Below are 19,110 nucleotides of genomic sequence, written 5' to 3'. Positions count from 1 at the left end.
AGGCCGCCGCGGTGGTCCACCGTCAACCCCGCCAAGGAAGATCAGCGGGACCTATAATTGAAATTTGGAGGCTCCTATGAAACACGGGATTTACTATTCTTACTGGGAACATGAGTGGAGCGCCAAGTTTGGCCCCTATGTCGAAAAGGTCGCGAAACTCGGCTTCGACGTCATCGAGGTCGCTGCGCATCACATCAATGAATATAGCGATACCGAACTCGCGGAAATCAGACGGACTGCCAAGGATAACAACATCATCCTGACGGCCGGAATTGGCCCTTCGAAGACCAAGAACCTGTCGTCACCGGACATCGCGGTGCGCCAGGCGGGAAAGGCATTCTTTGAGCAGACACTCACAAATGTCGCAAAGCTCGATATCAAGACAATTGGCGGTGCGCTCCATTCCTATTGGCCGGTAGACTATTCCAAGCCAGTCGACAAGGAGGGCGATCGGGCGCGCGGTGTCGAAGGCATTCATGACATTGCAGACTTCGCCGGGAACCTCGGTATCAATCTCTGCATCGAAGTGCTCAACCGCTTTGAGAACCACGTTCTCAACACTGCCGCCGAGGGTGTGGCCTTCGTCAAGGATGTCGGGAAGCCGAATGTCAAAGTGATGCTCGATACTTTCCATATGAACATCGAAGAGGACAGCTTCGGAGAAGCGATCCGTACCGCCGGCCCGCTGCTCGGACATTTCCACACGGGCGAAAGCAATCGCCGCGTCCCCGGTAAAGGCAGAATGCCTTGGCACGAGATCGGTCTTGCGCTTCGCGATATTAATTACGCGGGCGTCGTTGTCATGGAGCCGTTCGTAAAGACCGGCGGAACGATCGGGTCAGATATCAGGGTGTGGCGCGATCTGAGTGATGGCGCGGACGAAGCAAAAATGGACGAGGATGCACGGAACGCCCTTGCATTTTCTCGATTTGTGCTCGGCGGTTGACCCTGCCGAAGCTCTCAACCCACGTGCATCACGATCTCTAGACTTCAACGAGATGCAAAGAGCCGGGCCGCGTCGATCTTGTCTTCACAATCCTTTGGCCGCGCTCGGAGGTCCACACGTTTCTGCCGGCGCTGTCGCAACTGTTTCGTCTCGTGCGGGTGCCTCTCTTCCGAGAGGAACTTCGGCTGGCGCGATCCCCCGACGAGGTAATTGCGATCCTGCAGGGCGAGGCGTGGGCAAACAACCAGATACCGCCGACCGCCGCCGCTCCACGGGTCGCGGTAAACTGAATCAGGACAAGCACGATCACGGACAGAAGATCTTTTGCGGCTTGACGGCAAATCAAAGTTACTTAATCTAAGCATCTGCAGGGCCCCGCTGGGAGGAGGGGCCTGCATTCGCGATCCCTATCGCATCATTTCATCTCCCAAAGCCATGATTCCCGATCGCGCGCCGCCGATTTTTCAACAGGATAAGCCATGCCGCTCACCATTGCCCAACGCCTCGACAGTCTGAAGGTCCGTATCGCCGAGCTCGCGCATTGGCGGGACCGATATAGCAGCCCGATCGATGGCTGGACCTTCGAGGGCGAGCCGATCGCCCATCAGCAGGACTGGCCGCATCGTGAGGGCGTGGTGCATTTTGCCGCGAGCGCCGAAGCGCCGGCGAACTGGCCGCTCGAAGATATTCGCCTGCAGCTCGATCTCGGCGGCGAGAGCCTGATCACGCTCAGCTATCCCGATGGCCAGAGCGAAACATTCGGCCTCGATCCCTATCACCAGGAATTCCCGCTGAAGGGCCGCCGCTTCTCGATTGCGACGGAAAGTGTTGCCCGCTTTCCTTTCGGCGAGCCCAACCGCGCGCCGAGGCTCAACAAGGCCCGGCTGATCTGGCTCGACGGTCCCGTTCACAGCCTGCATCTTCTCCTGAAGCAGATCGCCGAGGCGATTGGCGCGCTCGGCGAGCATGAGGTCGTGCCGCATCTGGTCGATGCCGCGGAGCAGGCCTTGCGCAGCCTCGACTGGCCATCGGATACGGCGGCCTACATCTCCCGCACGTCGGGCGCCGTCATGCAGCAGAAGATCTGGGAGCTGCCGGAGCTTGTATCCGATCCGGCAGGTCTCTCCGACGAGCAGAGCGCTTCGGCGGCCTCCGCCTTCGAGGTCCTCACGGCGCGGCTGAAGGAACTGCAGAAGCGCTTTCCCCCAAACGGCGAGCTGGTGCTGACCGGCCATGCTCATATCGATCTCGCCTGGCTCTGGCCCTATCGCGAGACGCGGCGGAAGATGCGGCGCACCTTCAACACGGCGCTGTCGCTGATGGAGCGCTCCGCCGATTTCCGCTTCAACCAGTCGACCGCCCATTATTACGCGCAGATGGAGGAGGAAGATCCGGAGCTTCTCGAACGCATCAAGGAGAAGGTCGCGGAAGGAAAGTGGGAAACCGTCGGCGGCATGTGGGTGGAGCCTGATACCAATATGCCGACCGGCGAAAGCCTCGCCCGCCAGGTGCTCTACGGCCAGCGTTATTTCGAAAAGACCTTTGGCGCGCGCCACACGGTCTGCTGGCTGCCGGATTGCTTCGGCTTTTCCGGCGCGCTGCCGCAGATCCTGAGACAGGGCGGCATCGACAGTTTCTTCACCATCAAGGTCAATTGGAGCGAGACCAACCACATCCCCTCCGATCTCTTCTGGTGGAAGGGCCTCGACGGCAGCCAGGTGCTGACCCACACCTTCGACAATCCGATGCAGGGTTATAACGGCTTCGTGCAGCCCGATTGCTACCTGCCGACCTGGAAGAATTTCCGGGGCAAGACGCAGCATCACGCCTCGCTTCTTGCCGTCGGTTACGGCGACGGCGGCGGCGGCGTGACGCCCGAGATGGTGGAGCGCGAAGTGCAGCTGCGCGATTTTCCCGCCATTCCGCAGGCCCGCTGGGGCACCGTGAAAAGCTTCTACGAGCGGGCGCACAAAACCGCTTCGGAGAAGAAGCTTCCCGTCTGGGACGGCGAAATCTATCTCGAACTGCACCGCGCGACGCTGACGACCCAAAGCGGCGTCAAGCGCAAGCATCGCCAGGCCGAGCGGGCGCTGATCACCGCCGAGACCCTCGCTTCTCTCGCCCATATGCTCGGCGCCGAAAAGCCGAAAAGCCTGGAGGCGGATTGGCGCGTGGTGCTGAAGAACGAGTTCCACGACATCCTGCCGGGTTCGAGCATCCGCGAAGTCTATCAGGATGCGGAGCAGGAGCTCGGCGGCGTCATCGACCATGCCAAGGCCGAGCAGGCCAAGGCCTTGCAGGCGCTGTCAGTCAATCTGCCGAAGGGCGGGGTCACTGACGCGCTCATCGTCGTCAATCCCTCGCTTGCGCCACGACCGGTGAGCGCGACACTTGCCGACGGCACGACGCTTTCGGCCGCTGAGATCGTCGCTCCCTTGTCGGTCGCCGTCTTTGACAGGCAGACGCTGAAGCCGGCGGGCGGGCTGAAGGCCGGCGTCGACCGGCTGGAAAACGATCATCTCTCGATCGTCATCGGCAAGGATGGAGCCGTTACCAGCCTAATCCACAAGGCGAGCGGCCGCGAAGCGGTCGATGGCTCCGCCAACCAGCTCTGGGTCTATCCGGCCGACAAGCCGCGCAACTGGGACGCCTGGGACGTCGATGCCGACTATGCCGATAAATCCGTCCGGCTCGATGCGCCCGAAAGCATCAGCCTCGTCGAAAGCGGTCCGCACCGTGCGGCAATCCGCGTCGTTCACCGCTATCGGCATTCGAGTGTCATGCAGACCTATGTTTTGACGGCCAATTCGAAGCGGCTCGATATCGAAACGACCATCGACTGGCACGACCGCCGCACCCTGCTGCGTACCCTGAACCCGGTCGACGTCAAGGCCCGTAAGGCGACCTTCGAATGCGCCTTCGGCGTGGTTGAGCGGGCGACGCATACGAATACCTCCTGGGAGCAGGCGATGTTCGAGGCCGCCGCCCATCGCTTTGTCGATGTCAGTGAGCCGGGCTTCGGCGTGGCGCTTCTCAATAATGCCAAATACGGCCACAGCGCCCGCGGCAATGTGATCGGCATGAGCCTGGTGCGCGGTCCGATCTATCCGGATCCGCTGGCCGATGAAGGCGAGCAGAGCTTCACCTATGCACTGATGCCGCATGAGGGCGCCTGGCATGAAGGCGGTGTGCTTGACGAAGCACTCGACCTCAACCAGCCGCTGGTGACGGCCGAGGCCAAAGGCCTCTCCGCCGGCCGTTTCGCGCCGATTGATGTCGCGGGCACGCCTGTCGCCTTCTCGGGCCTGAAGCCTGCGGAGGAGGGCGAAGGTCTCATCCTGCGCCTCTACGAACCGGCCGGCCGGCGCGGCCGCCTCTCCCTCGGCCTGCCTTCCGGATGGCGGGCGTCGCAGCCGCTCAACATCCTCGAAGAGCCGATGGAGCGCAAAGGCCCCGCCGAAATCATGCCCTTCGAAATCAGGACCTGGAGGCTGCAGAAGGCCTGACGCCGCCTGCTGCAAATAACGCTCCGCCGCTTCCATTAGGCGGGGCGACCCATCTACTCGCCCGAGGGGCAATACTGGACAATTTGGCCATTGCCATGCAGGTCACAGTCATAAAGGGGAGCGATGTCCAACCGGTGAAGAGAGGCGTCTTGCTTCGAAGCGGGCTATCGGCCCCAAGAGCCAGCTAGCCTGATTGACAAGACGGGGGAGTGCGACCGCCAGACATAGTCGAAATTGCTGGTGATTGCTGATGGGGCCAGCCAGGCTGCTTCGAGGAAGGGGTGGACTCGGCCAAGACCATGGCGACGAAGGCCCAGGAGGAGGCGAATGCTGCCAACTCTCGTTCTCTCCCTCAATCTCGACATCGGCCGGCTGACCATAATCACGCTGATCGGCCGGATCGCTGCAAGCATGAGCGATCTGGCAGAGGGCAATCTCGACGCCGACATTCCCTTCACCGACCGGCCTGACGAGATCGGCCGCGTGGCTTTCACCGGCTTACGGTCGTTGGGCGCCCGTCGCGGCAACGTAGACGGAATAGAGTGAACGTGTTGCGGCGATGAACAGACGGTTGCGTCCGGGGCCGCCGAAGGTGAGGTTGGCGACGGTCTGAGGGACACGGATCTTGCCGATCAGCTTGCCTGTCGGATCGAAGCAGTGCACGCCATCACCGGCACTGGACCAAAGGTTCCCCTTCACGTCAGTGCGGATACCGTCCGGGATGCCGTTGTCGATGAGGCAGAAGACGCGGCCGTTCACAAGCCTGCTGCCGTCGACTACGTCGAAGGCGCGGATCTGACGTGGCAGGCTTTCGTCGTGGCTTGCCGCCGAATCCGCGACGTAGAGGATCGTCTCGTCAGGTGAGAAAGCCAGGCCGTTCGGCTGGATGAAATCCGTGACGACGGCCGCAAGTTTGCCGGTGGCCGGATCAAGCCGGTAGACGTTGCGCGTCGCCTGCTCGGGCTCGGCCTGATAGCCTTCATAATTCGACATGATGCCGTAGGTTGGATCGGTGAACCAGATCGTGCCGTCCGATTTCACCACCACGTCGTTCGGCGAATTGAGCCGCGCGCCTTCGAAATGGTCGGCGAGCACGGTGATCGAACCGTCGATCTCGGTGCGCGTGACGCGGCGCCCGCCATGTTCGCAGGAGATGAGTCGGCCCTGGCGGTCGCGCGTGTTGCCGTTGGTGAAGTTGGATGGTTGCCGGTAGATGGAGACGCCGCCTTCGGGCGCCCATCGCAGCATACGCTGGTTGGGAATGTCGCTCCACAGAAGCTGGTTCGCATCGTTGAACCAGACAGGACCCTCCGCCCAGCGGCAGCCGGAATAGAGTTCGTCGAGGCCGGCGCTGGTGACGATCAACTGCCGGAAGCGCGGGTCGTGGATTTCGTAGATGCTGGCCTCGGCCATGGCAGTTTTCCTGTTTATCGCATGCCGGCCCGGCGGCCGCCGGCGAGCATGATCACGCTGATGATGATGAGGCCGGTCATCATGAGGCGGATGCCCGCGCCGAACCCATAGGTGTTGAGCATGGAAACGACCAGGAACATGAAGAGCGACGCGCCCCAGATGCCCGGTACGTTGGAATCGCCGCCGGCCACCGCCGTGCCGCCGATCACGACGACGGCGATCGAGGTCAGCAGATATTCCGAGCCCATGTTGAGTGCTGCGCCGCCCGAGAAGCAGGCGAGCAGGTAGCCCGCGACGGATGCAAGTACGGCGCAGAAGAGGTAGGTGACGAAGCGCGTGCCGTCGACCGGAATGCCGGCCATGCGTGAGGCGGGCATGCTCTGGCCGATCGCCGAGATCCAGCGCCCGTAGATCGTCTTCTCGAGCAGGAACCAGGCGAGCAGCGAGATGAGGAGCGCGACGATCGCGACGTTCGGTACGCCGAGCGTGTTCGTGGTAGTGAATTCCGCAAGCATGCTCGGAGGTTTGATGCGCAAGCCGCGGTTTGTCCAGATTGCCGCCGATTGCACGATAAAGCTCATGGAAAGCGTGGCGATGATCGGCGGAATGCGGAGCGCCTTGATCAGCGCGTAGTTGCCGAGGCCGACGACGAGGCCAATGAGGAGGGCGACAAGAAAGCCGGGCAGGATCAAGCCGTTTTGCACGTTCATCAGCTTCAGCGCCACCGTGCCGGCTAGTGTCATGGTGGCGGGGACCGACAGATCGATATTGCCGGGACCGAGCGTGATGACGAACATTTGGCCGATGCCGACGATCACCGAGAAGGCGGCGAAAGTGAGGGCTGCCTGCGACAGGCCGAGCGTACTGGCGCCGAGGGTCACCATGATCGTCAGGAACCAGACGATGAAAGCGGCAAACCATGACCAGATCCAGGGTTTGCCGAAAAGGCTGAGGAGGGGAGTCATCGGCGGCGTTTCTCCCGTTTCTCCAGGCGGTTCAGCATCAGGCGAAGCGCGAGCACGATGATCAGGATCGCGCCCTGGGCTCCGATCTGCCAGTCCGGCGAGATGCGCAGGAAGGACAGGAACGAGCCGGCGAGGGTCAGCGTCAGCGCGCCGATGACGGCCCCGACGGGGGAGACACGCCCGCCAATGAACTCGCCGCCGCCGAGGATCACGCCGGCAATCGACAGCAGCGTGTAACGCAGCGCGATATTGGCGTCTGCCGACGTCGTCAGGCCGACGAGAGCGATACCTGCGAGCACCGCGAAGAAGCCCGCCAGGCCATAGGCGGCGGCGCGGGCGGCGACGATCGACCAGCCGGCGCGCTCGACCGAGCGCTGGTTGCCGCCGATGCCGCGGATCAGCACGCCGAGCGATGAGCGCATGACGAGAAGATGAGCGACGGCGGCGATGATGATGCTGGCGACGATCGCCATCGGCGCCAGCGGCGGCTTGACGGTCATCAGAGAGCGCACCCAGTCCGGCGCCTGGCCGCCGGGCGCCGGCAGCAGCAGCACGGCAAGGCCGCCCCAGACGAAGCTCATGCCGAGAGTGACGACAATGGACGGCAGATCGCGCAGGTAGATGATGACACCGAGGCCCGCATAGGCCGCGATCGCTCCCGCAAGGATCAGGACGCCGGTCACCGGGTCATCCCGCAGAAAGGTCGCGGTAACGCAAGCGACGAAGCTGACGAAGGTGCCCATCGACAGATCGAGATCGTTGACCGCCATGACAAGCATCTGAGCGATCGTCGCAAGCGCGATGGGCACCGCCAGGTTGAACAGCAGATTGAGCCCGACATAGCTCATGGCGCGCGGCTGCAGCCAGAAGACGGCGGCAAGCAGCAGCGTCAGCGACAAGGCGGGAATGGCAAGACGCAAGGCGTCGGACGACAGCCGGAACGTCATGCAGCCACCCCTTCGAAGGAGGCAGCGATGATATTCGTCTCGTTGACGGCATCGCCGGCGAGTTCGGCGATGATGCGGCCTTCGCGGAAGACGTAGACGCGGTCGCAGAGCCGCACCTCGTCCATTTCGGTCGAGTACCAGATAAAGGTGCGGCCATGCGCCGCCTCCTCGCGGATAATCGCGTAGACCTCCTGCTTGGTGCCGACGTCGACGCCGCGCATCGGATCGTCCATCAGCACGACAGGCGCGCGTGTTGCAAGGGCGCGGGCGAACAGCACCTTCTGCTGGTTGCCGCCGGAAAGCGACAGGATAGGGTTTTCCATATCGGGCGTGCGGATATCGATCCGCCGCTTCCAGTCCGTGCCTTTGCTCTCCTCTTTGTCAGCCAGAATGAGGCCGCGCCGCGACAGGTCACCGAGCGAGGCGACGGAAAAGTTGTGCAAGATGCTCCAAAGTTCGAAAACGCCGTTGAGGCGGCGGTCGCCGGCGACGAAGGTAACGAGCGGATCGCGCTCGGGCAGCCAATTGCCGGATTGGGCGGCGTGCAGAGCAAGTAGCAGCTCGGTCTGCCCGTGGCCGGCTAACCCTGCCAGTCCGACGATCTCGCCCTTGCGTGCCGCGAAGGGCAGGCCTCTCGCCTGATGCGACAGAATGACGGGCGCGGTGGATTGTTCGCGCGCCGCCCGCTGCCCGCTCTCCTCCTTCGCAACGGTGCCCATCGCTTCGACGAGGCCGTGATGGTCGAAGCCCTGCGCCGGCCGTTCGGCGACGACGCGGCCGTCCTTCATCACGACGATGCGGTCGGAGGTTTCGAGGATCTCGTGCAAGATATGCGAGATGAAGATGACGGCCCCGCCGGTGGCGGTGAAGCGGCGGACATGGTCGAGCATCTGGCGGGCAAGGCTCGCATCGAGCGACGAAGTGGGTTCGTCGAGGATGACCAGCCGCGGCGGCGTGCCGGCATCGGAAAAGGCCATTGAAATCTCGACCATCTGCCGCTCGGCGATCGAGAGATCGCCGACGGCCCGGCCGCTGTCGATGCCATGGCCCGGAAAGACCGTGTCGAGGCTCTTCTCGATGATGTTGGCGGCACGCCTGCGCCAGCCGAAACCGCCGAGATGGCGATGCATGACGCGGGTGTTCTCGACGATGGAGAGATTGGGGCAGAGCGATAGCTCCTGGAAGACGCAGCGAACGCCGCGGGCGCGCGCCGCATTGATGCCGTAACGCTCCAGCCGCTCGCCGTCGCTCGCCACACTTCCTTCATGCGGCGTCAGGCCGCCATTGATGACGCTGACGATGGTGGACTTGCCGGCGCCATTGTGCCCGACGAGCCCGACGCATTCGCCCGGCATGACGCGGAGCGTGACGCCGTCGAGCGCCTTGACCGCGCCGAAACTCACCTTGGCGCCATCGACGGCGATCACCGCCTTCAAAACCTCATCCATGCTGCCCCGCCATGCCTGCTCGCAAAGAATGCCGCGCGGCCATTTACGGCCGCGCGGCAGTCGGGAGAGTTATTTTGCCGACTCGATGACCTTGATTGCATCAGCCTGCGTGTATTCGACGTTGGCGACGCCGCCAGCCTGGGTATTGGCGAGGTTGGCCTCCAGATTGTCCTGGTCGATGCGCAAGAAAGGCACAACGAGATCCTTCTTGACCTGCTTGCCGTCGAGTATCTGCTGGGCGACCCAGAAGGCCAGCGTGGAGACGCCGGGCGCGATGGATACGGACATCGTCTCGTAGCCCTTGGCGTCCTTCTGTTCCTTCCACCACTTCAGCTCGTCTTCGCGGTTGCCCATGATGATGATCGGCATCTTCCGGTCGGTCGCGGCAATCGCCTGCGCGGCGCCATAACCGTCGCCGCCCTGCGTCACCACGCCGACGATATCGGGAAGGCTCGGTAGGATGCCGGCAACGGCCTTCTGCGCCACGTCCTGCGCCCAGTCGCCGTGAACCGAGCCGACGACCTTGAACTGCGGGTACTGCTTGACGCCTTCGTGGATCCCGGCCGAAATCTCGTCGTCAACGAAGACGCCGGCAAGGCCGCGGATCTCGAGCAGATTGCCGCCCTGGGGAAGTTTCTTCGACAGATACTCCACCTCGCTGCGGCCCATTTCCTTGAAGTTGACGGCGATGCGCCAAGCGCAGGGTTCGGTCACGATGCCGTCGAAGGAGACGACGGTAATCCCGGCGTCACAGGCTTCCTTCACTGCGCCGTTCAGCGCTGTCGGCGAGGCGGCGTTCAGCACGATCGCATCATAGCCCTGCAGGATCATGTTCTGGATCTGCGCCGCCTGCTCCGTCGCCTGGTTCTCGGCGGTGGTAAAAGGATCGGCTGCGGCGACCACGCCAGCCTTTACGGCTTCGCCCGTCACCTTGCCCCAGCTCGTCAGCATGGCCTGGCGCCAGGAGTTTCCGGCATAGTTATTAGAAAGGGCGATCTTCTTGGCCGACGTGTCGGCAAAGGCGGAAACGGGCATGGCGGCGCAAGCAATGGCGGCCGATGCCAGAAGCATCTTACGGATTGTCATGTCTTCCTCCCTCATGATCGCGCCGGTCGGCGGGATCGCTTCACTCCTGCCGGCTCAAGCGGGCCCCGAGTGAAAATTGTTCTTGCACTGAGCTTCCTCCTCTCAGTAAGGGCAGGATGCGGGAGATCAGCCGGCCTGTACAGGGGCAAGGCGGCAACTCGTTTGCGGGTTTTGCGCAACAAGCTGCGGGTTTATGCAAGACGGCGGCCCATTTGCGGGCGCTTACTGGGAAATGATTACGGCGGGTTGAGGAGCCTGTCGTGACGGGGAGGAACTGACAATGCTGCATCTCGCACCGGCAGCCCTGTTCGACCACTATCTCGGCATTTCCCGGTTGCTCGCGGGCCAACTCGACTTCCGTTCGGCGATCCGTTCGGTCGCGGCTGAAGTCGCTCACATCATTCCGCACGATCATCTCGACGTCTGCGTGCTGCTCGAGGGCGGCAACTATCACACGGCCTATGAGACGGGCATCGAGACCGCCTGGGGCGAGATCGCCGGCGCGCCAGTGGTCAACAGCCCCATCCGCTCGCTGCTGCGGGGTGAGGTCGATTTTCTGCTTTCGGACGATGCCATGAAAGACCCGCGCTTCCATTTCGAGGGCGCGTTCAAGCGGCCGATCGTCGAGCAATCGCTGAGGAGCCGGCTGCATGTTCCGATGAAGGTGCAAGGTACGATCATCGCAGCACTTTCCTGCTCTTCTCACAGGGCGGGCGTCTATACGATGGAGGACGTCGAGCGCGCCCGCATCATCGCCGACCTTCTGACACCCTATTTCTTCGCGCTGCAGGCAGCCGAGCAGGCGCAACGCTCGGCGATCGTCGAGGCGGAGGCGCGCGCTCGCGAGGAGGGGCTGCGTCAGGGCGCGCTGAAGCTGACCGAAGCGCTGGAGCAGGAACGTCAGCGGATCGGCATGGACCTTCACGACCAGACGCTCGCCGACCTGACGCGACTTGCTCGCCGGATCGATCGGCTGTCGCGCAACGGCGAGGTGACCCCGGAGGCGCTCGAGCCCGTCTCTCGGTCCTTGCAGCATTGCATGCAGGATCTGCGGCAGATCATCGAACAGGCAAAACCTTCCGTGCTCCAGCTGTTTGGCCTCGCCCAGGCGATCGAGCATCATCTCGACCGATCGACCCGCGACACCGGATCGGGCATCGAATGCGGCCTTACCGACGAGACGAACGGGGCGCTGGAAAGGCTGGAACCGACCGTCAGCGTCGCCTTGTTCCGCATAGCGCAGGAGGCGATCAATAATGCGGTGCGCCATGCCGCGCCGCTGGCGATCATGGTGCGGCTCGAAGCAGACGACGAACAGCTTTTGATCGAAATCTCCGACGACGGGACCGGGCTTGCCAAGACGCGGGGACGGATCGGCGGCGGCATCGACAATATGAAGACACGCGCGCGGCTGATCTCGGCGCGCTTCACGATCGGCCCCGGCCATAATCATCGCGGGACCGCGGTGCGCGTCGTGCTGCCGCTGGCGCCGAACGGCCCGGCGGGCGAGCCAGACTGAGGAGAAAGACACGATGAAGGTTCTGATCGTCGAGGACGACCCGCTGCACCGGTCCTACCTGCACGAGGCTGTCAACGCCGCCCTGCCGGAATGCGACACGGTGATCGAGGCGGAGAACGGAACCGTCGGCGAGAAGCTCGCCCGCGACCACAAATCGGCGCATATCGTCATGGATCTGCAGATGGCGAGCCGCAACGGCATCGAGGCGGCGCGGACGATCTGGAAGGAGCGACCGGAGACCCGTATCCTGTTCTGGTCGAATTATTCGGATGAGGCTTATGTGCGCGGCGTCTCGCGCATTGTGCCGGATGGCGCAGCCTATGGTTATGTGCTGAAATCCGCTTCCGACGAGCGGCTGAAGCTTGCGCTCCGGTCGATCTTCATCGAGAGCCAGTGCGTCATCGACCGGGAGGTGCGGGGCCTGCAGCAGAAGAGCCTCGGCCAGACCAACGGCTTCACCGATTCCGAATACGAGATCCTCGTCGACATAGCCCTCGGTCTAACCGACCGGGCCATCGCCAAACGCCGGAGCCTGTCGCTGCGCAGCGTGCAGAACCGCCTGCAGCAGCTCTACGACAAGCTCGACGTCTATCAGACGGCTGGCGACGACCACGAGGACGGCCGCTTCAATCTCCGCGCCCGCGCTGTCACGATTGCTTTATTGCGTAAACTTCTGAACTACAGCGCTCTGGAACGGGCTGAGGCGGAACTGCAGGAATGGCTCGACGGAAAGTAGTCTCCGACGCGGCGTGAATGCGGCAGTAGCGAGGCGTTGCAGTCTCCCTTTCCGGCTCGGCCCGCGCTCGTCTGTCGCCAACTGAAAAAGCCTCGGATCGGTGGTGAGCGCATAGCTAGGGTTCTTGCTTGACGCCTAATATACTCGATATCAGAATCGCGGGGTCGAGGTGAGTCGACGGCGCCCGCTTTGACATCGTTGCTCGCCTTGGAAGGACGTGGCGCAGCGGCTGATTGGCCGTTCGCCGGCCAACGCCGCTGGTCGCAAGTGTGCGAGGTGACGCCGTGGATAAAGTGTTCTCAGCAGTCCATCCTCCTCGTGGCAGCCCACCCCGGCAGTGGAAGTTCCCATTGCGGAGCCGCCGCCGCTGGCTTTTTTGGTCGGCGCTTTCAATATCCATTTTACTTCTTGCAGGCACCGCTGTTCTTTACCGTGAAATCCGCCACTCCGCAGGCCCGGTTCAGCACTTTGAGTATGCAGGCCTCGATAAGGCAGCCCGACCATCACCCGTAGCTGCCGACTCCCATGCGTCGGCTCCTTCTGCTCTTCCGCCGATGCCCATTTCGCGGCATCTGATGGAGCTTCCAAAGCTCGATTTGGCAAGTCAGTTTCTGCGGATGTGGCTGGTCTCAGGCGCGAATATTTGTGGCGCTCTTCGAGAGGCCGGCATCGAGGTGAGCGAATGGAAAGCCGCATCGATGCGCAATCGCGATTATGAATGTTATTTTCAGCGCATCTACGAACGGGACGAGGTGCGGCCGCTCAGCTCTACCTTCCTCAGGGTTCGTGGAGATGAAGCGGGTCATATTGTTGAGATCCGCGCCAAGATCGTCGGGCCGGCGATTGACGCTGGGGGGCGCCTCGCCCCTGATGTGCTGCGCATTTTCGAGATCATTGTGAAGCAGGCGTGCTGGCGCGATTTTGAAGATGCGCTTGCGTCGATCCGAAGCCTTCGCCAGGTAGAGACCGAGCGATTTGGCTCTTATCTCAGCTTCACGCTCGAAGCCGGCAGCAAAAACATCTTTAATTTTGCTCTTGGTCTCAAGGCGACTCCGGGCTCGCAGGCAAGGACCAGGGCGTATTTTTCGGCAGACCGCTGGCTGGCCACGACGGATCCGCGCGTCCCGCAAACGTTATCCGCATCGACCGGATCGGCGCGTTCAGATCGGCCAATGGCACTCACTGACGGAGCAAGTGCCGGTTCCGATCCAAGACCAAGCCGGAACTGCGGCTGAGCACCAAAGCCCCCAGTGCTGTGAATAGGGAAAGTGGACCCGCCTCGGGTATGCGCGGCAACGGATCAGCGCGACAGGCTGCCTGCCGGCCGAAAAGCGCCGGGCCGGGCGGCGCAGGTCTCGACCACGAAGTCCACGAAAGCGCGGACCTTGCGCGATAGCTGGCGGTTCGACGGCCAGACGAGCGAGAGCGAACCGAAGGGCACCATGAAGGAAGTGAGGACGGGGCTCAGGGTTCCCGCCCGCATGGCTGCCTCGGCGACATAGACGGGCAGATGCGCGAGGCCCAAACCATCCTGTGCTGCCCGCAGCCCTGCATCTGTATTGTTGAATGTCAGGCTTTTTGGCAGAAGCAGCCGCTCGTATGGTGCGCTGAACGCCCAGGGTGCCAGGCGGCCACTGGAGGGATATTTGAAGTGAATGCAGGCGTGCTTGAAGAGATCGCCCGGCGTCTCAGGCCGTCCATGGCGCTCCAAATACTCGGAACTGCCGCACACGACGAAGTGCTGCTCGCCGAGATGGCGGGCGATCAGCCGCGCATCGGCAAGTTCGCCGCTGCGCACCACCACATCCAGACCTTCCGTGACCATGTCGATGACCCTGTCTTCGAAATCCACATCCAGTTCGATCTCCGGGAAGCGCTCGGCAAAGGCCGGCAGCATCGGCATCAGCAGATGGTGCCCGACGATATGCGGGACGCTGACGCGCAGGCGCCCCCTTGGGCGTTTTCGGCTTTGCAGGACGGTTGCCTCCGCGTCCTGTATCTCGTCGATGATGCGCTTGTAGCGCTCGTAGAGGACAGCCCCTTCCTCGGTCAGGCTGATGCTGCGCGTCGTGCGGTTGAAGAGCCGCACATGGAGCCGGTTTTCCAGGCGCGCCACGGCCTTGCCGATCGCGGACGGCGAAACGCCGGCAACGCGCGCAGCTCCGACATAACTCTGCTGTTCGGCCGCATGAACGAAGGCGAAGAGGCTCGCGAGACTATCCACGGCAAGATCCGATTGGAGACATTTTGTCCTTTATCTAAGTCCACTTACGGCGATTGATCAACATTGCATAACAAATATCCTTTGTTCGGCAGCCGGAACGGATGGGGCTGCCCAGTCAAGGAGTGGATGGCATGCGGGACTACACGAAAGAATTGCCGGAGCACACTGCGAGATATATCGGAGAGAACGACCTGTTCCTGGAAATCTTTCCTGGGAACAATCGCTCGGATGAGGCCGGTCGACCGCCTCTCCTTTTTGTCCACGGCGCTTACACCGGCAGCTGGATGTGGAGCAAATATATCCCGCACTTCATAGCCGCGGGATGGACCTCCTACTGCATCAATCTGCGAGGCCACTACAAAAGCCGGTCGGTGGATTTGACGAAGGTCGAATTCGAGAACTATCTGGAAGACATTCTTGAGGCAATTTCCGCAATCACTGGGGAATGTGCCGTCGCTCCTGTCGTGATCGGTTTCAGCATGGGAGGGATCCTCAGCCAGAAACTGGCGGAAAGCGTGGAGATCGCCGGGCTGGTGCTGATCGATTCCAGCATCTCCAGGCAGGTGCATGACGAGGTGCCCTACCAGGATCTTGCGCCTGAGATACCTGGCGTCGTTATTCCCGCGCCGGTGCGTGAAGAGCAATCCAGCCCCGACGAAACGCCCGACGATATCGCCTTCCAGCGGAGGTACCTGTCCATGGAATCCGCCAGAGCCTTCGGCGCTTTTTCCTTTCATTGCGGAGCCGAGGGGATTTCCATCGACGGCGGCAAGATCACCTGCCCCAGCCTGGTCATCTCAGCTGTCAACGACGCCGCCGCCGATCGGCGAGGGCAGGCGACGGCCCGGCATATCGGCGGCGAGTATCTCGGTCTCTGGGGCACGACGCATACGGGCTTGTTGGTCGGGCAAAGATATCACGAATCCGTCAATCGCATCATGATCTGGCTCACGCGCTTCGATGAAGAGAGTGTCTAGCCATCGAGGCCGAGGCTCGCCAACAAGCGACCGACATAAGCTTCCAGGCCGCCGACCATATCGAAGCGATCGGGATCACGCAGCCAGAGCATCTGCAGGCCGTCCATCACGGCGATCAGCTCGGCGGCCATCGCTCTGCTGTCGACTCTCTTGTCGATCAAACCATCGGCGATCGCCCGCTGGAAAGTCGCGGCAATATCCTTCTGCATCTCCGTGGCGCGGGCGAGAAACCACGCCTTGGCGGGGTGGTCCTTCATCAAGCTCTCGGCATTCAGGATGGCGAAGGCTCTGATGACCTCGATCATTCCGGCATTGCGGCGGAAGATTTCGACCATGCCTTTCAGCAAGCCGCGGAGATCGGAGCGATAATGTCCGATGAAATCGGCGCTATCGCGATCGCGCTTGGCGAGGATGGCGAGCAGCAGATCGACCTTGGTCGGAAAATGGTGCAAGAGACCGGGCAGCGACAGGCCGACATCCTGGGCGATATCGCCGATCGCGGCATTCTGATAGCCGTCTTCGGCAAAGCGCCGCATCGCCGCCGCCAGGATCTCTGCGCGGCGCTCTTCTCCCTTGCGGGAACGGCGCCGTCGCTTTTCCTCCGGTCCCGCCTTCTGTTCCGCCATCGTTTTCCCCCGTCACACTCTTTTAACGGTGATGCGCCGATCCGCAATCATTCGGCCGATATCTTCTCTGCTCACTCCTTACATCACGCCCGTCGGATTGACATCTTAAAAATACCGAGTAATCGGTAGGTTTAATAGGCGCGATGCTCGCGGTCTTTTGGGGAGGTTTGCATGATCGATTCCATTCTCGACAGGATGACGCTCGAAGAGCAGGTCTCCTTGCTGTCAGGCGCCGATTTCTGGACGACCGTTCCCGTCGAGCGGCTCGGCGTGCCGAAGATCAAGGTGACGGATGGGCCGAACGGCGCCCGCGGCTCGGGTTCGCTGGTCGCCGGTGTCAAGGCGACCTGCTTTCCCGTCGCAATCGCGCTCGGCGCCAGTTGGAATCCCGATCTCGTCAAGCAGATGGGCATTGCCCTTGCGCGCCAGGCCAAGAGCAAGGGAGCAGCCGTGGTGCTCGCGCCGACGGTGAATATCCATCGCTCCGGCCTCAACGGCCGCAATTTCGAATGTTATTCCGAAGATCCGATGCTGACATCGGAACTCGCCGTCGCCTATATCGAGGGCGTGCAGGGCGAGGGGATCGCGGCGACCATAAAACACTTCGCCGGCAACGAATCCGAGATCGAGCGGCAGACTATGTCGTCCGATATCGACGAGCGGACGCTGCGCGAAATCTATCTCCCGCCCTTCGAGCAGGCGGTGCGCCGCGCCGGCGTCATGGCTGTCATGTCCTCCTATAACCGCCTTAACGGCACTTATACGAGTGAGCATCATTGGCTGCTGACCAAGGTGTTGCGCGAGGAATGGGGCTTCGACGGCATCGTCATGTCCGACTGGTTCGGCTCGCATTCGACGGCTGAGACGATCAATGCTGGCCTCGATCTCGAAATGCCGGGTCCGGCGCGCGACCGCGGCGAGAAATTGGTTGCGGCCGTACGTGAGGGCAAGGTGGAAGCGGCGACGGTGCGTGCGGCAGCACGGCGCATGTTGCTGCTGCTCGAGCGGGTCGGCGCATTTAAGAGCAAACCCGATCTTACGGAGCGGGCGATCGACCTGCCCGAGGACCGGGCGCTGATCCGGCGTCTCGGTGCCGAAGGCGCGGTCCTCCTCAAGAATGACGGCATGCTGCCGCTTGCCAAGACCTCGCTCGACCGGATCGCCGTCATTGGGCCGAATGCGGCCACCGCCCGTGTCATGGGCGGCGGCAGCGCGCAGATCGCAGCGCATTATACGGTGAGCCCGCTCGAAGGCATTCGCGCCGCCCTTTCCAACGCCAACAGCATCAGCCATGCGGTCGGCTGCCGCCACAACCGGCTGATCGACGTGTTCAAAGGGAAGATCACCGTCGAATATTTCAAGGGGCGCGGCTGCAAGGGCAATCCCCTTCATGTCGAGACCGTCGACAAGGGCGAGTTCTTCTGGTTCGAGCTGCCGTCGGGCGAACTCGATCCCGCCGATTTCTCGGCCCGGATGGTGATGCAATACGCGCCGGAGGAGAGCGGCGAACATGTCTTCGGCATGACCAATGCCGGGCTGGCGCGGCTCTTCGTCGATGGTGAGCTCACGGTCGATGGCCATGGGGGCTGGACGCGCGGCGAGAATTATTTCGGCACCGCCAATGACGAGCAGCGCGGTGGGATGAGCCTGGAAGCGGGCCGGCTGTACGAAATCACCGTCGAATATGAGCCGTCCACGGCGAGCGAGGAGGGGATCAACCTCATCGCCGTCCGTTTCGGCGTCGAAAAGCCGCTCGGCGAGGCCGATATCGAGGCCGCCGTCGAAACCGCCCGTAATGCCGACGTGGCGCTGCTCTTCGTCGGCCGCGACGGCGAGTGGGACACGGAAGGACTTGATCTGCCCGACATGCGGCTGCCTGGCCGGCAGGAGGAACTGATCGAGAAGGTCGCTGCCGCCAACGCCAATACCGTCGTCGTGCTCCAGACCGGCGGTCCCATCGAGATGCCCTGGCTCGGCAAGGTCCGCGCCGTGCTGCAGATGTGGTATCCCGGCCAGGAACTCGGCAATGCCGTCGCCGACATTCTGTTCGGCGATGCCGAGCCGGGCGGCCGCCTGCCGCAGACCTTCCCCAAGGCGCTGACCGACAATTCCGCCATCACGGGCGATCCTGCCGTCTATCCCGGCAAGGACGGGCATGTGCACTATGCCGAAGGCGTCTTCGTCGGCTACCGCCATCACGATATCAGCGCGGTCGAACCGCTCTTCCCCTTCGGCTTCGGCCTCGGCTATACGAGTTTCCGCTGGGGCGAGCCGCGGCTTTCGGTGCGTGAAATGGGACCGGACGGCATAACCGTCAGCATTGACGTCACCAATACAGGCGACCGGCCAGGTTCGGAACTGGTCCAGCTCTACGTACGCTCACCGTTAGCCAAAGTGGAACGTCCGGACAAGGAACTGCGCGCCTTCGCAAAGCTCTCGCTGCAACCCGGCGAAACAGGCACAGCCGTCATGAAAATCGTGCCACGCGATCTGGCCTATTTCGATATCGAGGCCGGCGCCTTCCGAGCCGAACCGGGTGATTATCAGCTGGTCCTGGCGGCGAATGCCGCGGACGCAAGATCCGTGATCGACCTGCCGTCGCCAGCCGGCTACGTGCTGCCGCCTTCGACCTCATGATTCCGATATCGAACGGCCAGGCGCCTATCGTTGAGTTGAATGAAAACAGTGTCAAGAGGTGCTCCGGATTGCCGGATAAA

The 19,110-nt window shown here is 62.4% G+C and carries 15 protein-coding genes; 8 read left to right on the top strand and 7 right to left on the bottom strand.

Going from position 1 to position 19,110, the window contains the following annotated elements; translation table 11 throughout:
• The first annotated feature begins 76 nt into the window (after positions 1-76).
• The 3 genes from HJB91_RS26765 to HJB91_RS26750 all read left to right on the top strand — a co-directional run bounded on the left by HJB91_RS26765 (position 77) and on the right by HJB91_RS26750 (position 4,998).
• Positions 77-946: a sugar phosphate isomerase/epimerase family protein gene (locus HJB91_RS26765; protein WP_221128093.1), complete on the top strand. Its 870-nt coding sequence runs from the start codon at positions 77-79 to the stop codon at positions 944-946.
• A gap of 479 nt (positions 947-1,425) precedes the next feature.
• Positions 1,426-4,452 (top strand): glycoside hydrolase family 38 C-terminal domain-containing protein, encoded by a 3,027-nt coding sequence (locus HJB91_RS26755; RefSeq protein WP_221156353.1) that lies wholly within the window; start codon positions 1,426-1,428, stop codon positions 4,450-4,452.
• Positions 4,453-4,779: 327 nt separating this feature from the next.
• Positions 4,780-4,998 (top strand): HAMP domain-containing protein, encoded by a 219-nt coding sequence (locus HJB91_RS26750; RefSeq protein WP_210632108.1) that lies wholly within the window; start codon positions 4,780-4,782, stop codon positions 4,996-4,998.
• On the opposite strand, the gene HJB91_RS26745 is transcribed toward HJB91_RS26750, so the two are convergent.
• From HJB91_RS26745 to HJB91_RS26725, 5 genes are all read right to left on the bottom strand, one after another.
• The gene (locus HJB91_RS26745; RefSeq protein WP_210632109.1) at positions 4,951-5,865 is read right to left on the bottom strand and encodes an SMP-30/gluconolactonase/LRE family protein; all 915 of its coding nucleotides are present in this window, start codon (positions 5,863-5,865) and stop codon (positions 4,951-4,953) included. The genes HJB91_RS26750 and HJB91_RS26745 overlap by 48 nt on opposite strands.
• A gap of 14 nt (positions 5,866-5,879) precedes the next feature.
• Entirely contained in the window at positions 5,880-6,830 is a 951-nt protein-coding gene (locus tag HJB91_RS26740; protein ID WP_210632110.1) for an ABC transporter permease, read from the bottom strand.
• On the bottom strand, positions 6,827-7,777 hold the full coding sequence (locus HJB91_RS26735; RefSeq protein ID WP_210632111.1) for an ABC transporter permease: 951 nt from the start codon (positions 7,775-7,777) through the stop codon (positions 6,827-6,829). The genes HJB91_RS26740 and HJB91_RS26735 overlap by 4 nt, the downstream gene beginning before the upstream one ends.
• Positions 7,774-9,225, bottom strand: coding sequence for a sugar ABC transporter ATP-binding protein (locus HJB91_RS26730; protein ID WP_210632112.1), 1,452 nt, complete (start codon positions 9,223-9,225; stop codon positions 7,774-7,776). Before HJB91_RS26730 ends, HJB91_RS26735 begins: the two co-directional genes overlap by 4 nt.
• 69 nt (positions 9,226-9,294) lie before the next feature.
• On the bottom strand, positions 9,295-10,311 hold the full coding sequence (locus HJB91_RS26725) for an ABC transporter substrate-binding protein (protein WP_210632113.1): 1,017 nt from the start codon (positions 10,309-10,311) through the stop codon (positions 9,295-9,297).
• Between the two features lie 280 nt (positions 10,312-10,591).
• On the opposite strand from HJB91_RS26725, the gene HJB91_RS26720 reads away from it, so the two are divergent.
• The 3 genes from HJB91_RS26720 (at position 10,592) to HJB91_RS26710 (ending at position 13,801) form a co-directional block, all read left to right on the top strand.
• A complete protein-coding gene (locus HJB91_RS26720; RefSeq protein ID WP_221147107.1) occupies positions 10,592-11,830 on the top strand; it encodes a sensor histidine kinase in 1,239 nt (412 codons plus the stop codon).
• 13 nt (positions 11,831-11,843) lie between these two features.
• Positions 11,844-12,566, top strand: a complete 723-nt coding sequence (locus HJB91_RS26715; RefSeq protein WP_210632115.1) for a response regulator transcription factor — start codon at positions 11,844-11,846, stop codon at positions 12,564-12,566.
• 350 nt (positions 12,567-12,916) lie between these two features.
• Positions 12,917-13,801, top strand: coding sequence for a DUF6030 family protein (locus tag HJB91_RS26710; RefSeq protein WP_221156374.1), 885 nt, complete (start codon positions 12,917-12,919; stop codon positions 13,799-13,801).
• 65 nt (positions 13,802-13,866) lie between these two features.
• Here the strand turns inward: HJB91_RS26710 and HJB91_RS26705 are convergent, their stop codons facing one another.
• Complete coding sequence (locus HJB91_RS26705) at positions 13,867-14,790, bottom strand: LysR family transcriptional regulator (RefSeq protein WP_221156351.1); 924 nt, start codon at positions 14,788-14,790, stop codon at positions 13,867-13,869.
• Positions 14,791-14,921: 131 nt separating this feature from the next.
• Between HJB91_RS26705 and HJB91_RS26700 the strand changes: the two genes are divergently transcribed.
• Complete coding sequence (locus tag HJB91_RS26700) at positions 14,922-15,767, top strand: carboxylesterase (protein ID WP_221156349.1); 846 nt, start codon at positions 14,922-14,924, stop codon at positions 15,765-15,767.
• Here HJB91_RS26700 and HJB91_RS26695 read toward each other — a convergent pair.
• Positions 15,764-16,393, bottom strand: a complete 630-nt coding sequence (locus HJB91_RS26695; RefSeq protein WP_221156339.1) for a TetR/AcrR family transcriptional regulator — start codon at positions 16,391-16,393, stop codon at positions 15,764-15,766. The two genes, HJB91_RS26700 and HJB91_RS26695, sit on opposite strands and share 4 nt — an antisense overlap.
• A gap of 171 nt (positions 16,394-16,564) precedes the next feature.
• Here HJB91_RS26695 and HJB91_RS26690 point away from each other — a divergent pair, with 171 nt between their 5' ends.
• Entirely contained in the window at positions 16,565-19,030 is a 2,466-nt protein-coding gene (locus HJB91_RS26690) for a beta-glucosidase (protein ID WP_221156329.1), read from the top strand.
• Positions 19,031-19,110 lie beyond the last annotated feature (80 nt).

The sequence above is a fragment of the Rhizobium sp. NLR10b genome, from assembly GCF_019685435.1.
GTDB lineage: Bacteria > Pseudomonadota > Alphaproteobacteria > Rhizobiales > Rhizobiaceae > Rhizobium.
Note: the sequence above shows the minus strand (reverse complement) of the source record. Positions and strands in the feature narration are given on the sequence as shown.